The organism is Thermostichus sp. MS-CIW-30, from assembly GCF_054058015.1.
In genome coordinates, this window is record NZ_JBSRZW010000009.1 from 73,285 (window position 1) to 88,076 (window position 14,792).

Sequence of the window (14,792 nt, forward strand, 5' to 3'; positions counted from 1 at the left end):
CGGAGTTGGTATGAGTTATGATTGTTTGCAACGTAACTAATGTCTGCTCAGGAACCCGGCTCATGTCTCCTCTGCAAGCCCTTACTGTCGATCCTCAAACCACCATGGCTGAAGCCTCTGAGGCCCGTTTCGTGGCAATCGGGGGCAGCCTGCGGCCCAATTCCTTAACGTACCAGGCGCTGGAGGTGGCGCGGCGCGAGTTTGAGAAGTTGGGGATCCCGTTGCACATCCTCGATCTGCGGCAGATGAAGTTGCCCTTTGTGGATGGCTCGGAGTCCTATGCGGATTATCCCGATGTGGCAGTCCTAAGAGCAACCATGAAGCGGGCGGATGGGATCATCCTAGCCAGCCCGGAGTACCACGGCGGCATCAGCGGCAGCCTGAAAAATGCACTGGATCTGTTGAGTTTTGAGCAACTGGAGGGCAAGGTCTTTGGGTTAATCAGCGTTTTGGGCGGCGAGAGCAACAGCAATACCCTGAACCAGATGCGCTTGATTGTGCGTTGGGTGCATGGCTGGGTGATCCCCGAGCAGATCGCCATCGGTCGGGCTTGGAGCGCTTTTGACGAGCAAGGCAATCTCAAAGACGAGAAGCTACAACAGCGCTTTCAACACTTTGTCCAGAGCTTGGTGACCCATACTCACAAGCTGCGCGGGATCCCAGTGGTGAAGCCTTCCTGAAATTACAGTCATTCCAAACTAGATTGAGACACTCTCCAAGCGTTCCGCGACCAACCCCAGGGAAGTTAGGAAGCCATGAAGGACGGCTGCAGACAGACTACACTGGGGCTGGGTGAGAGATGAAAACCAAATCTTTCACTGCGTCGAGGATGGGGCCCGACGTCGAGAATCCCTGCCCCTTGGGGCGGAGAGTATGCCAAAGTTGTTCCAAACAGCAACAAGTCCGGGCTCTCTTCTTCTCACCTGTTGCCTCAGCGTTGCCCAGCAACAAATAAGGCTCAGATCCGACGGAGATCTGGCTGAGAGGGCATTGACTTGCAGAGGAACCCGCAGAATAGCTCCACACAGGTATGGTTCAGTCTGTTCCCCCTCATTCCGATAGAGCTGGGCCAATATCTCCCCTGGTGGCCCTGCAAGCAACCTTGCAGCAGATGCGGGAGCAGAGCGATGCCAACACCCTCGTTCAGCTCACGCTGGAGTATGTCAAGGCGGCGTTTGGGGCGCCGCTGATCTGGCTGGCCTTTTACGACTATCCAAATCACCAGTTGGTGGGTCAGGGGGGAGTGACCCTTCTTGAGGATCAAACCCTACTGCGGGCGGTGCATCCTCTACAGCCGGGGGAGATCCTGGAGCAGGTGGTGATCGAGCAGCGACCGATCAGCCTGCCCGACCTCTCTCAGGAGCCGCGCATGGGCATTTGGCAGCGGGAGGCCAGGCGACTGGGCGGGATCCAGGGCTGTTTCATTTATCCCTTCTCGGCCTACGGCCCGCTGTCGCGAACGGCAGTAGGACGGCGGCGCTGCTTGGGGATCCTGATGCTGGGATCCCAAATGTGGGGGGTTACCACCCATGAGGACGAAAAGGCTCTCTTGGGAATTTTGCTGGGGCAGTTGGCAGCCTCTCTGCAGGAGTTGGAAAACGCTTGGCAGCAGCAGACCGAAAAGCGCCTTGAGGATCCACTCCTGAGGTTGGGAACGGCGATGCGCCAGGTGGGATCCCTGCAGGAACGGGTCAGCCTGGTGAGGCAGGAGTTACAGTCTTTTCTGGGCGCTGTCCACATTCAGGTGTATTGGCACGAGCGCAGCCAGGGGCAGTTCGTCCCCCATGGAAGCGCCCCCAAAGCTGTTGGCAACAGCGGGGGGACGGAGTCCTCTCAGCCCCCTGTTCCCAAAGGGGCTAAAGTCGGAGCAGGGCCAACAGGGGAGGTCAGCCTTTCGCTGCGGGAATTGGGGGACATGTACTACACCCTCGCCGATGGCCAGGTGGTGGTGGGCGGCACAGGGACGACTCGCTCTGAGGTTCCCCCCAAGCTGATGCAGCAGTTGCGGGCCCAGGCCGTTTTGGCGGCCCCGATTTTGCTGGAAAAGGATCTGCTGGGGTTCATCTGGGTGCAATCGGATGTGCCCCGTACCTGGCAAGCCGCTGAGCGACAGTTGGTAGCTGCTGCCGCCAATGGGTTGGCCTTGGCTGCCCCCCTAGAAAATCTGGATCGCCGCATTCGCCAGTTGGCCGATGACCAAGAGTTTGTGCAACAGGTGGGCCGCTCGCTTTACAACCCGGCGGAGCTGCAACAGGCTCTCCAGCAAGCCGTTGTCGGCCTGGCCCAGCGCCTGAAAGTCGGTGCAGTGGCCGTGTTGACGGTGGATCCCGACAGCCCCATCCCCCGCCTCTTCTACGAGTACCGCAGGGAAGGCAAGCAGACTTTGCCACAGCAGCTCAGCCCTCTGAGCGACCAGGACTGGCAGGATCTCATGCGCAGCGAGGTGGTCGTGGCAGAAAACTACGACCAAGATCTGCGCCTGCTCTCTTGGCGGCAGGAACTGGCAGGGGTTCGTTCCTTGATGCTGACCCACACCGGGGTCGGCGGTACCGCCACCACACCTGTGGAAGGGCTGCTCTTGGTGTTGCATCCCCAGCTACGGACCTGGAGCCGGGAAGAGCGGCAACTGCTGCGGGGGATCGCCCAACAGGTGGGGGTGATCCTGCGGCAAATTCGGTCAGAACAACGCCGGCAACGACAAGAGCAGTTGCTCAAGGGCCTGATCACCACTTGTTTAACCTTGCAAAACTCGGCCACCTTGTCAGATCTGTACACCACCACCGTCCGACAGACGGCCCAATTGCTGGGGATCCCTCTGGCGCTGGTGGTCAGTTGGCAGCCGGGGGAAAGCCGGGCTCAGCTCCAGGGGCCTTTTACTACCGCTGCCGGGACGGAGACCGGCTCCACCGAGATCGACCTGCAAGATCCCCTACTGGCCTACGCGCTGCAGTCGGCAGAACCTCTGCCGCTCACCCAGGAGCAGATCCCCCCTGCCAGCCGCACTTGGCTCAGTCGCGTCAGCGGTGCGGAGCACTTTGCTGCCGGCCTGGGATCCTGGCTGCTGGTGGCGCTGGGGGAGACAAACTCCTCGCAGGCGGGAGCTTTGGGAGTTTTGATCTTGGGGGCAGAAGCGGGCAAGGTTTGGGATCCCGACGAGCGGGCGGCTGTGATGCTGATCGCCCAGACCTGCGGCTGGACGCTGCGGCGCTTGCTCTGGATGCAAACTTTGCAAGAGCGGCAGGAGGTGCTCAGGGAGTTGAACTGGTACAAGCACCGCCGCCTGCTGGATATGCAGAATGCCCTTCTGGACAGCCTGCACCGCCTGGGTCAGGTGCCGGAGATCCCCGGAGACGAAGCCACCCGCTGGCAAAAAGTAGTGGAAATTGGCAGAGGGCTGCGGGATCTGACCGTCTCCACAAGGCCGTTGTTGCAGTCGGAAACTTGGCAGGTGCAGCCGCAGTCGCGGTCGGTGCCCTTGGCAACCTTGGTGCGCAAAAGCCTACGCCGAGTGGAGGCCCTGACCCAAAAACGCAAGCTGTGGCCGCGGGCCCATGGGGACATGAGCCTTACCATCCAGGGGGATCCCGAACGACTGGAGATGGTGCTCTGGGAGGTGTTGACAGCCGCTATTTTGCGCAGCCCGGAAGGGGGGCGGCTGGATCTGTGGAGCCAAGCCAGCGTTCGCGACAGCGGTGCGGAGCACTTTGGGTATGCAGAGCTGCTGGTGGTGGATCAGGGCAGCTTCGACCCTCACCTGATGGCCGCCCTTCAGTTGGGGCCAGAGCAGGTGATCTACGCAGATCCTCTGCTCAAGTCGCCTCTATCGGTGAGTCCTGGTCTGGAACTCAGCCTGTGTCAACGGGTGGTGCAGCGGATGGGGGGCCAGCTCTCCTTTTACCTCTCTTCCGATGGGCGTTGTGTCTCTCGGCTGCTCCTGCCGATGGGCAGCGACGAGCCCCATCCCCCTGGGTAGGAAAAAGCTGTGTTGCCGGTCACCTTAGGGGGACAAGGTTCTGAGCAGCCAAAACAGGGGCAGTAGAGCCAGTAGGCCGCGATCCAGCCGCCGCAGTTGTAGGCGGTGCCAGCGCAGGGGATGGTCTGGGCCGGTCAGCCCACGGGCCTGCATTGCCATAGCCGTCTGTTCGGCACGCAGGAGCAAGTTTTCAAAAAAGCGCTCCACCAAGGCCAGCAGGGTTTGCATCCCGCCCCGGAAACTCAGGGATCCCCAGCGCACATCCCGAGTTCGCACCGCCCGCGCCAAGTTTTGCACCTCTTCCATCACCAAAGGCAGAAAGCGCAGCGCCAAGGTGAGGGTGAGAATTACTTCGGCAATCGGCCATCTCCAACGCTTGAGAGGCTGCAACCATTGGCCGATCCCCTCGGCAATTTCTTCGGGGGCCGTGGTCAACAGAAACAAATGGGTAGCGTAGAGCAACGTAAAAATGAGGGTGCCCAGCCGCAGCGCCACCGATAGAGAACGGCGGGAGACCTGAAAGGTTCGTCCCAATAGGGAAAACTGAACCAGGCGGTAGCGATAAGGAGTTTGCCAGGCACGGGTTTGCGCCCGCCAGGCACGGTCTGGGGATCCCTGTTCTACGGCCAAGTCGAAGTGCCCTGCACCGCTAACGGGAACAGCGGGGATCCCGGTCAGCCCATAGCCCACCACCTGCATATCCTGCCGTTGCGGTTGGGGAAAAACCCCCAATCCATCCGGCGCCAAGCTGGTGATCCCAAAGGTGAGCAGGCTCAGGGCCAGCACCAGGGAGAGTTGGCCCGACCAAACCCGGCGCGGCAGACGGGCCGCCACAGTTAGCAGCAGAAGAGCCACCACCACGGCCAAGCGCCAACCATTGCCGGCCAAAATGGGGCTGAGGAGAAAGCTGAGCAGCCAGGCCAGCTTAACCCGCGGATCCAGGCAATGTAGCCAGGTGCGAGGCTCTTCCAGATAAATCCCCAGCGGGGCATTGCGCAGAATATCCACAACAGTTGAGAAGGAAGCAGACTATACCCCTTAAAAGGGCGGGACCGAGAACTCCGTCCCCGTAGCGCGGTCGCAGCAGCGTTGCGGAGCAATAACAGCTGGCAGCAAGGGAGCATGACTCTAGTCAATAATAAGCTCAACTATACTGAAAATAATGTATAATATGTTCAGTACGGATTACTACCAGTTGATCTTTCTGTTTACTTTCGAGTCTGCCAACATGGTAGCCAAAGCAAAGCAGAAAATTGGTAGTAAGACGACACGGAAACTGCGCTTTGGGTATTCTACTCAAAGCTTTGCGGGATACCGCCATTCTGTTTGGAAACAAACAGAATGCTATCGCTGCATAGTTGAACAGTGATGTTCAGCAGTGTTCAGCGTAAATGTATCAGAGCTAGAGCCGTTCCACCAGACGGGTGGAGCCCGACTGGGCGGCGACCCATCCCCCGGGCGCGCCATCTCGCTCAATGCGCAGCCAGACGGGCACCTGTCCCTCCCCAGCCTGCACCTCCACCACCCGCAGCAGGGCTTGGCGTGGGGCTGTCCCGACAATGGCTCCCGTCAGGCTGGGTTGCTGGCGAATGTTGAGGCCATCGTTGGAGACCACCCGCACCTGTTGTACTCCTTGCCACTCCGCCAGAGGGCCAGTTAGCTCAGGCGGGGGAGCGGGTTCTGTCTGGCCGGGATTGTCGTTCGCGGAGGCGTCGCGTAGCGATATGTCAACCGGCGGCTGCTCAATTTGCACCTGGGGTTGCTCCAGCGGTGGTGCCGGCGGCGGCGTGAAGAGGCCCCGCAGCATTTGCCAGATGACCAGCAGGGAGAGAATGCCCACACCGACCACCCCGGCCACTCGCGTCAGCGGTGCGAAGCCCACGGCGGGAAGGGCAGGACGCTTACGGGATCCCAAGCGGCTGCGGCGGTAACGTTCCACTTCCTGCAAACCGATCGCGCCAGCTCCCTCCCGCTGAGGGGAACGGTCTTGGGCGCGTTCGCGACAGCGGTGCGGAGCACTAGAACTCTCATCCGCAAGAGCAGAGACGCCTGCTTTGGGGGTGCTGCGGTAAGAGGGCAAATCCGAGAGGCGCGGGGGTTCTGGCACCCCCTGTTGCCAAGGGGCGGGTGGGCGATACAATTCCTGGGTTGGCTCAGGACCCACCACGGCAGGCAAATGAGGTGGGGGATGGGGGACTTGTTCGCGACAGCGGTGCGGAGCACTGGGAGAGAGCATCCCTGCCGGCGGGTCTTCGCGGCTGGGCATTTCGTCCAGGTAAGCTTGTACTTGGGGGTTGTCGAAGTAGGCTTGCAACGTCACTTGGGCGGCTTCCAGACCGCGAAATTCCGGGAACACCTCCTCCTGAAACCATTTTTCTGTGAAGCGGCACAGACCCGGCAGATGGTCGGGAGAACCGGCGGAGTGTTCTTCGATAAACTGCAAGGCCTCTACTTCTTGGGTGGAGCGCAGATGGGCGAGCGCGTCTTCGGTCTGCCCCAGCAACAGACTACAGATGGCCTGCTCCAGATGCACATCCTGCCGCTGCGCCAGACGAGCCAGGTAGCCGCGAGCACGCCGCACCAGAGCCGGGCGGTTTTCCAGATAACCTGCCGCCAGCAACACCTGCACGGCCAAGTAGGCGGCCACCATCGAGGGACGCTCAGCCTCCCGCTCGAACAACTCCTGCTGTTCTTTGAGGGTGAGGTGGCGACGTACCCGTTGGATAAAGCGCAGGAAATCTTCGGTGCTGAGGCCAGAGCCATCTTGCCCCATCCCCTCGATGCCGCCCCGTTCGTCCAGCATGGCTTTGAGGAGAGCCAGTCCCTGCTGTCGCTCCCCGTTCCCATCAGCGGTGTGTCTTCCAGCTTGGGCGGGAGCACTTTGGCTGAGGAGTTGCAAAATGCGATAGGGACGCAGCTTGCCCAAATCGATGCGGATCTCCGCTTGCATCTGCGGAAAGGCCTGATACTCCTCCAGCTCCGCCAAGCCCGCCTGTAGGGAACGCGCCGCCTCTTCATAGGATCCCTGTTGCCAGGCTTCTCGACCCAGTTCCAGACGAGCGATGGCCCGCGCCAAAATGGCATCGGAACGAGCAGGGTGGCCCTGCTCCAACAGGTGTTGAGCCAAGTCCAACGCAGCCTGGTACTCTCCGGCTTCGCAATACAAGCACAGCACTCCCGGTAGGTGCGCCTCCTCCACCGTCAAGGTGGGATCCGTTGGCATGAGGTGTTCGTCGTAGTTTCGTCGTGCCTCAGGGTTCAGCAGCACAGAAGCCGCCTCTTGGATCATCTGGGCGCGAGCTTCCACAGCCTGTGGCGAGAACCCCGACAGCCAGGAGCGCTCGCCCGGCTTGAGATCGATCCGCTCCCGGTATGCCTGTTCAATCTGATGCTCATCTGCCCGTGCCGACAGCATCAAAACCCGATAATAGTCGAGGGGCACCCGCACCGTCATGGTTTTTGTCCGCGCTCTCCTGTTCGTGCCAGCGGGACGGAGTCCTTGGACAACTTACCCGCATCGACTTAACTGTAGTCCTTTTCGTGGGTAAAAGGGATCCCCCCTCGGGAATCGCTGCTCCGCCCCTACCAGTTCCAGCTACCCGGCTCTCCTTTGAAAGGGCCTACGACCTTTGAGGTGATCCAACCGCCGTAGAAATCTCCGGGTTGAGGCCGGACTCGTTCTCCACCTACCCGGCACTCCTGCACACGGCCTGGATAAAAGGCAAGGTAGTCGCGGATGGGCAAAAACGCCGGGCTGGGATCCGGATAGCTCCAGGCGGCATCTACGGCTGTTTGGGATCCGACCTGAACTGTCCAGTAGCAGGCAGCCCCTTTGAACTCACAGAAAGAGGTGCGAGAGCTGGGGCGGAGATACTGCAGTCGAACGTCGGTGGGAGGAATGTAGTAGGTAGGCGGGTGGCTGGTTTCCAGGACGCGGTAGCAACGGCGGCTTTGGGCAATGAGCTCGCCATTGAAGAGAACTTCCACCAGTTCTGTGGTGGGCTCCAGACGAGGTGGGCGCGGATAGTCCCAGACAGATTCTTGTCCTGGATGGGGAGAAATCGGTTGGGGAGACATGGGTCAATATCTTCAATATCTAAAGCAGACGGGTGGCCTCCAGCAGTTTGGCGTACCGGATCAGCAGCAAAGACTGTTGCTCCGGCAGCGGCTGAATAACCCCCTGCTGCTGCAGACGGCTCAGTACCGCCAGGGCTGTCTCCCGGCTAACTTGGCTGATATCGGCCAAATCCTGGGGGGGAGGGTAGACAATGCGCATCCCCTGGGCGGTCTTCTCGCCAAAAGCTTCCGCCAGTTGCACCAGTGTATGCACCACCCGCACTGGGGGGCTCTGCTGGTCGAGATCCGCCTGCAAGTTGGCCAGGCGCAGGCGACGGGAGAGGCTGCAGGCCAGTTGGTAGCACAGTTGCGGCTCCTGCAGCATCAGTGCTTTGAAGGTTGCCGCCGGGATCCCGGCCACCCGCAGCGGGGTTAGGGCCAGCACATCTCGCGAGCGGGGAGCTTCGTCCAGTACCGCCATTTCCCCCACCCAAGCGCCCGGCCCCAGCAAGGCAAGGGTTTTGGTGCTGTCTTGCGCCCGCAAAGCCCGCCGCACCTTAGCCCAGCCGGCGAGGATCAGATAAACTACGCTGCCCCAGGCATCTTGCATGAAGAGGACCTGTCCCGCCGGGATATCCCGCAGCTTGACCTGGGATCCCAACCATTGCAAGGACGTCGCCGAAAGTTCGGCCAACATGGGCACCGCCTTGAGCTCGGAGAGGACGGCAACAGGAGCATCGGAAGTCATGCCGGGTCGGGGTTTTACCATACCGCAAGCCCACTGTAGCCCAGTTATCAACTCAAGAGCTATCCTGCAAAAGTGCTCCTGTGTCCACCGTCCTGCCATGTGCGCCAAGATCCAATGAGGAGGTGGTCTTGCCGGTATGGCCCTCAGAGCCTCTAGAGCTACCCTGCGGTTGAGGGTGGGGGGAACCCAAACTCTGCCATTTCGTCTGGGCAACAGAGGTTCTGTCTGGGAGGGGATCCCTCCGCTGTTGCTGTTGTTACAACCTATGGATGCCTATGGATGCTGCCCTCAGCGACATCAGTGGCCAGCGCTGGTCCGTCTTGGTGAAGAACGTGCCTGTGCGGCCCGAAAAGCTCGCTGATGTGGATCTGGTGCTGATCTGTCAGCAGGGATCCCAGCCCCATCGGGAGGCTTTTGCCGAGTTGATGCGTCGCCATCAGGCCCATGTGGACAAGGTGCTCTATCATCTTGCCCCGGACTGGCAGGACCGGCATGACTTGGCCCAGGAAGTTTGGATCCGGGCCTACCGCCACCTGAAACGCCTACAGGAGCCGGCGAAATTTCGCAGCTGGCTGGGGCGGATCGCCACCAACCTGTTTTACGACGAGCTGCGCAAGCGCAAACGACAGCAGCAGCCCCTTTCTCTGGATGCGCCGATTCAGATGCGGGATAGCGAGATGGAATGGGAGCTGCCCAGCGAGAGCCCCAGTCCCCATGAGCACCTCGCCACCTGCGAGTTCTACGAGCGATTGCACCAAGCCGTCCGCGACTTGCCGCAGGCCTTTCGCCAGACAATCCTGCTGCGGGAAATTCAGGGAATGGCTTATGAGGAAATTGCCGAGATCACAGGGGTGTCTTTGGGCACTGTTAAGTCTCGCATTGCGCGCGCCCGCGCCCGCCTACAATCCACCCTAAAACCCTACCTTAATGGTGAATGACCATGGTTCGCGGCAACCCCAACCCCGACCCCAGGGATCCCCAGCAAGAGCTGCCGGTGGTGGATGAGCGCTTTGAACAGTTGAGCGCCTACTTGGATGGGGAATTGTCGTCTCAAGAGGCGCGGCAGGTGGAAGATTGGCTGGCCAGCGATCCCCAAGCGCGGCAACTGTACAGCCAACTGGCAGCTTTACAGGCCGGTTTGGCCAACCTCAAGGCCCCCACCTTGGATCCCATCCAGACGGAGCTGTTGATTAGCCGTGTGTTCGATGAGCTGGATCGGAGGCCAATGCTCGACCTGGGCTGGCGGCGACGCAAGGGCACCCCTTGGGGACGGGTGGCAGCGGCTGTAGTGGCCTTGGCAGGGGCGGGCTGGGCGGGATGGCGTTGGTCTCATCCCCAGCCTTTGGTATCGCTGGAAGATCCGCCGGTGCGTGTGGCCATCGTGCCTGCCTCTGCTCGTGTTGCCCAACGCTATCTTTTCGAGCCGGGGCAAAAGCAAGATGCCTACTCGATTTTGTTTGAGGCAATGCCCGACCGTGGATCTCGCCCCGCCAACGCGACCAGGGCCGAGGTGGGCTGGGAATGACCTGAGCAGGCTTGAGAAAGACTGAGGAGCGCAGGGTGGAAAAAGCAGTTCGCTGGGCTTGTGGGCTAGGAGTCTGCCTTTGGCTATGCAGTCTGGGATCCCTGTCGGCCCAGGCAGATCCCAGCAGTAGCCATCTGGCAACGCCGTCCGCGCCGGCGGGACGGAGTCCGAAGCAGTTGCACTCCTCTCCCAGTGGACAGGAGCCTGCCCCCCAACCCACGAACCTGCCTTCACCCGGATCCCGTCTCACCCCTCCGGTGGCTCGCTCTCAACCCCCCGCCCCCGATCAAACAGATCCATTGCTTTTTCCGGATTTCCCCCTCCTCAAGGAGTTGGATCCGTCCCCGCCAAGCTTGGCCGACCTGGGCATCCATTGGGATCGCCTGGCCCTGCTGCCGGATTCCGAGCTGGCAGAGGAAATGGATGTGGAGTTCAGCCGCCGCCTAGCCCGCCTAAACCGGCAAATTGCCGACCAACAAGAGCGCCTCTACCGCCTTTTGCAAACCTGGGACTCCAACGAGGCCGATATCCGCCAAATTCAGGCCCAACTGAGCCAGTTGCGGACAGAACGGGATCGCCTAGCTCTGGAACACCTGTTGATGCTGCGGCAGCTGCAAGAGAACTTCGCCCTACCTCTACCCAATCGCTCTGCTGCCAGCCCTCCCTGAGGAGTCCTTGGGTTCGGGTTATGATCTGAGGGAGGGGCAGACGCAACCACCAACGGAGCTGAGGGATGGCCAAAGTGCCCAGCAACCCAGACATTGAGCAATTGGCCGCTGCCATTGGTAAAGAAGTTTACATCGATGTGGCCCGCTGGCATCTTTACCTGCGCGATGCCCACCTGCATACCCTTTTGGCGGAGCGACTGGCACCCCAGGTGATGGCAGGCAAGGTGGATGAGGACGCCGTCACAGAGATCTTGCAAGGGATCCCGGTGAAAGTGGGGGGTGGGCGCAAAGAATTGCCCCTGGCCGATCTCCTGCCGATGCAAAGCCTGCTTAACCTGCTGGACGTGCTGGAGGAGTTTAGCCGCAAATGGGCTCAATAGAGACCAATAGAGAAAGGTAGAGCGGTGCATCATCAGTCTAAACCTATGCGGCCTGGCCCCTGGCTCAAGCTCGGCAGCCTTATTCCGCTGCTCTGGCTGTTGTCGGCCTGTCAGGGAACCGAGTGGGGAGAACAGCTAGAGCGCGCTGTACGCCCAGTAGGTCTGCCCACAGCCCAACCTGAGCTGCCGGCATCTCCCTCGCCTCAACCTTTGCCGGGATCCATCCCACCCTCTATCTCGATCCCCACTGCTCCCGCCCCCTCTTCACCTCTGCCCAGCCCGGACAGCAGCCGCTTTACAGACTTGGAGCCCGGATCTCTGGTGGCCCGTTCGGTGGGATACCTAGATCGGTTGGGAGTTTTTGCCGATATCCCCGGCAGCGAATTTCAGCCGCAGCGCAGCGTTCGTCGCGGAGAATTTGCCCGTTGGCTGGTGCTGGCCAACAACGCCATCCACGCCGACGAGCCCAGTCGGCAGATCCGCCTGGGATCCCCCTCGGAACGCCCCCTCTTTTTGGATGTGCCGGAAGAGGATCCCAACTTTCGCTACATTCAAGCCCTGGGAGCTGCCGGCATAATTGCCGGAGATGCCAATCGAGAGTTTCGCCCCAACAGCCTGCTGTCCCGGGCGGAGTTAATCCGCATGAAGGTGCCCCTGGACTTACCTCCCGGCCAGATCAAGGGATCCCGAGCAGAGCTGGAGGAGCGCTGGGGGTTTACCGATGCGGCGCAAATTCCTCCTGAGGTTGTTCCTGCTCTGGTAGCGGATCGCAGTCTGGAGAATGCCTCCACCGTGCTGCGCACCTTTGGCCCCATCCGCACCTTCAACCCCTTCGAGCCGGTCAGCCGCGGGGAAGCTGCCATTGCCTTATCGGCTTTTGGGGAACGAACAGCCCAAGACGCCCTACCCCAGCCGCCAGCCCTGCCAGACCCAACCCCTGAGCCTCAGCCTTCTCCCCCTGCCGCAGAACCGCAACAAACGGCCTCTCCTGAGCCGGATCCCACCCCTGCCTCTCCCTCGGATGCCGTTGATGAGCCCCCTGGGCAGACCCGACCCAACCCCCCGGAAGTCGCCCCAGGAGAGGGTAGGATCGTCACGCCGGGTAAGCCCTAACCCTGAAGTGAGCGAGGATCCCATCGGCGTATACTGTCCAGGTTTTATCAGCAGATGGAACACCTCAGAGCTCCAGCAGGGATCCCTGCTACGGCTCTTACAAGGAGCAAAAGGAGCCATAACAATAAAAACTATCCCTAACTCCCTTCGGGAGAGGGGCTGTACAGCGCAGAGGACTTCCGCCCCCATTCCCCAGGCGGCTCTAGCTCTTGACAGTCCCCTGAGCGCCCCTCTGCCGGGGAGAGCCCTTGCCACCTAATAAAATGAGAGAAGCCAACCTTGGAAAACCCGCAGGGATCCCAACTGTGTCCGCCATTGTTCCTGAAATCCGTTCTGCCGATTTGCTGCGCTACACCGTGATTGGGTCGCGGCGGCCCAGCGTGTACTTTTGGGCGGTGGCGCTGACGGGGGGAGGGCTGGGCTTTACCTTGGCTGGCCTTTCCAGCTATCTCCACCGCAATTTGCTCCCCTTTTCCGATCCCGCCAGCCTGGTGTTTATTCCCCAAGGCATTGCCATGCTCTTTTACGGGGTGCTGGGATCCCTGGCGGGACTGTACCAATGGTTGAGTTTGTATTGGAACCTGGGGGGCGGCTACAACGAGTTCGACCGGCGCACGCAGAAGATAACTCTGGTACGGCGAGGCTTTCCGGGCAAAAACCGTGAAGTCCGCCTGGAGTATGACTTTGCCGAGGTGCAGAGCCTGCGGGTGGAGCTGAGAGAGGGGCTTAACCCCCGCCGAGCCATTTACTTGCGGGTGAAAGGACGCGGTGACATCCCCCTCACCGGAGTGGGCCAGCCTCCCCCCCTGATGGAGATCGAAAACCAAGCAGCCGAGATCGCCCGCTTTCTCAACGTCAGCCTAGAGGGCATTTGATTCCCTGCGGTGCCATTGCTTTGACCCCGCCCTGCTGGTCGCTTGAGCGAGACGGAATCCCATCCTTGGGCAACAGTGAAACCATTGAGGGGGATCCAGAACTGTGGAGTCGAATAGAGAGTTGTCGAGATTGTTTTCAATGTAGCGGGATCTCTTCGAGGAATGATCTACCCTTGATGCCAGCGCAGTTGTTGCCTGGGAGAAGCCTGTGATGGCCAACCTGAACCCCTTCATTCCCCTACAGGCCAAGAAGCTGGGGTCTATTCTGTTTCGCCTCTGGCTAACTCTTCTGCTCTCATTGGGCTTGGCCTTGCTCACGCTGCTGCTGACCTCCCATTCCGCCCATGCTGCTCGCGGGCCCCTGTATCGCTTGGGCCGCCCAGAGGGGGCGGTCTCGATTGTGGCCTGGGCAGGCTATATCGAACGGGGAGAAACGGATCCCGCCTATGACTGGGTGACCGAGTTTGAGAAAGAAACCGGCTGCCAAGTCAGCGTTAAGGTGGCGGCAACCTCCGATGAGATGGTAGCCCTGATGAATGAGGGCGGCTTTGATCTGGTGACGGCCTCCGGCGATGCCACCCTACGCCTGATCAAAGGGGAACGGGTACAGCAGATTAACCCCCGCCTGATCCCCAGTTGGGAGACCATCGACCCGCGCCTGCGGGATGCTCCCTGGCATACCGTGGATGGCAAGCATTACGGCGTGCCCTATCAATGGGGATCCAACGTGTTGATGTACAACACAAAGGTTTTCCCGGAACCCCCCACCAGTTGGGATGTGGTGTTTGAAGAAAAAATCCTGCCAGACGGCAAATCCAACAAGGGCCGCATCCAAGCCTACGATGGCTCCATCTACATTGCCGATGCCGCCCTCTACCTGAAGGCCCACCGCCCAGAATTGGGCATCACGGATCCCTACGAGCTGACCCGCGAACAGTTCAATGCTGCTCTAGCTCTATTGCGACAGCAGCGGCAACTGGTTGGACGCTACTGGCACGATGCGGCGGTGCAGGTGGATGACTTTGTCAACGAAGGGGTAGTGGCCTCCAGCTCTTGGCCCTTCCAGGTCAATCTGTTGCGATCCGAAGGTCAACCTGTCGCCAGTGTGATACCGGAAGAGGGAGCCACCGGCTGGGCAGATACCACCATGCTCAGCGCTACCGCCAAACACCCCAACTGTGCCTACCTGTGGATGGAACATTCTCTGAACCCGAAGGTGCAGGGGGATCTGGCGGCTTGGTTTGGCTCGGTGCCGGTGGTGCCCGCCGCTTGTCAGGCCAGCGAGCTGCTGGGGCCAGAGGGATGCAAGACCAATGGCATCGACAATTTTGAGCGCATCTTCTTCTGGAAAACTCCTGTGGCCGATTGTGGCGATGGACGTATGGATTGCGTGCCCTACTACGAATGGGTGACCAACTACATCGCTGTGATTGGCGGGCGCTAATGGAGCAACC

The 14,792-nt window shown here is 60.5% G+C and carries 13 protein-coding genes; 9 read left to right on the top strand and 4 right to left on the bottom strand.

Annotated features, from left to right (window positions below):
• The first annotated feature begins 104 nt into the window (after positions 1–104).
• The gene (locus ACVWXW_RS05890; protein WP_457403188.1) at positions 105–680 is read left to right on the top strand and encodes an NADPH-dependent FMN reductase; all 576 of its coding nucleotides are present in this window, start codon (positions 105–107) and stop codon (positions 678–680) included.
• A 350-nt stretch (positions 681–1,030) separates the two neighbouring features.
• Positions 1,031–3,973 carry a GAF domain-containing protein gene (locus ACVWXW_RS05895; protein ID WP_457403160.1) on the top strand — a complete coding sequence of 981 codons (2,943 nt, stop codon included), beginning with the start codon at positions 1,031–1,033 and terminating at the stop codon, positions 3,971–3,973.
• Between the two features lie 24 nt (positions 3,974–3,997).
• Here the strand turns inward: ACVWXW_RS05895 and ACVWXW_RS05900 are convergent, their stop codons facing one another.
• From ACVWXW_RS05900 to ACVWXW_RS05915, 4 genes are all read right to left on the bottom strand, one after another.
• The gene (locus ACVWXW_RS05900) at positions 3,998–4,981 is read right to left on the bottom strand and encodes an energy-coupling factor transporter transmembrane component T family protein (RefSeq protein ID WP_414357909.1); all 984 of its coding nucleotides are present in this window, start codon (positions 4,979–4,981) and stop codon (positions 3,998–4,000) included.
• Positions 4,982–5,375: 394 nt separating this feature from the next.
• On the bottom strand, positions 5,376–7,427 hold the full coding sequence (locus tag ACVWXW_RS05905) for an SH3 domain-containing protein (protein WP_457403161.1): 2,052 nt from the start codon (positions 7,425–7,427) through the stop codon (positions 5,376–5,378).
• A gap of 128 nt (positions 7,428–7,555) precedes the next feature.
• On the bottom strand, positions 7,556–8,050 hold the full coding sequence (locus tag ACVWXW_RS05910; RefSeq protein WP_011433071.1) for a DUF427 domain-containing protein: 495 nt from the start codon (positions 8,048–8,050) through the stop codon (positions 7,556–7,558).
• Positions 8,051–8,069: 19 nt separating this feature from the next.
• Entirely contained in the window at positions 8,070–8,798 is a 729-nt protein-coding gene (locus ACVWXW_RS05915; RefSeq protein ID WP_457403162.1) for a Crp/Fnr family transcriptional regulator, read from the bottom strand.
• A 254-nt stretch (positions 8,799–9,052) separates the two neighbouring features.
• Here ACVWXW_RS05915 and ACVWXW_RS05920 point away from each other — a divergent pair, with 254 nt between their 5' ends.
• The 7 genes from ACVWXW_RS05920 to ACVWXW_RS05950 all read left to right on the top strand — a co-directional run bounded on the left by ACVWXW_RS05920 (position 9,053) and on the right by ACVWXW_RS05950 (position 14,782).
• Positions 9,053–9,715, top strand: a complete 663-nt coding sequence (locus tag ACVWXW_RS05920; protein ID WP_414343224.1) for a sigma-70 family RNA polymerase sigma factor — start codon at positions 9,053–9,055, stop codon at positions 9,713–9,715.
• A gap of 2 nt (positions 9,716–9,717) precedes the next feature.
• Positions 9,718–10,302, top strand: coding sequence for an anti-sigma factor family protein (locus tag ACVWXW_RS05925; protein WP_457403164.1), 585 nt, complete (start codon positions 9,718–9,720; stop codon positions 10,300–10,302).
• A 35-nt stretch (positions 10,303–10,337) separates the two neighbouring features.
• Positions 10,338–10,970 carry a hypothetical protein gene (locus ACVWXW_RS05930; RefSeq protein WP_457403166.1) on the top strand — a complete coding sequence of 211 codons (633 nt, stop codon included), beginning with the start codon at positions 10,338–10,340 and terminating at the stop codon, positions 10,968–10,970.
• A 65-nt stretch (positions 10,971–11,035) separates the two neighbouring features.
• Positions 11,036–11,350, top strand: a complete 315-nt coding sequence (locus ACVWXW_RS05935; RefSeq protein ID WP_011433076.1) for a DUF3181 family protein — start codon at positions 11,036–11,038, stop codon at positions 11,348–11,350.
• Between the two features lie 45 nt (positions 11,351–11,395).
• Positions 11,396–12,463, top strand: coding sequence for an S-layer homology domain-containing protein (locus ACVWXW_RS05940; RefSeq protein ID WP_457403167.1), 1,068 nt, complete (start codon positions 11,396–11,398; stop codon positions 12,461–12,463).
• A 305-nt stretch (positions 12,464–12,768) separates the two neighbouring features.
• Entirely contained in the window at positions 12,769–13,338 is a 570-nt protein-coding gene (locus tag ACVWXW_RS05945; RefSeq protein WP_457403169.1) for a photosystem I assembly protein Ycf4, read from the top strand.
• 211 nt (positions 13,339–13,549) lie between these two features.
• Positions 13,550–14,782: an ABC transporter substrate-binding protein gene (locus ACVWXW_RS05950; RefSeq protein WP_414356713.1), complete on the top strand. Its 1,233-nt coding sequence runs from the start codon at positions 13,550–13,552 to the stop codon at positions 14,780–14,782.
• The last annotated feature ends 10 nt before the right edge of the window (positions 14,783–14,792 follow it).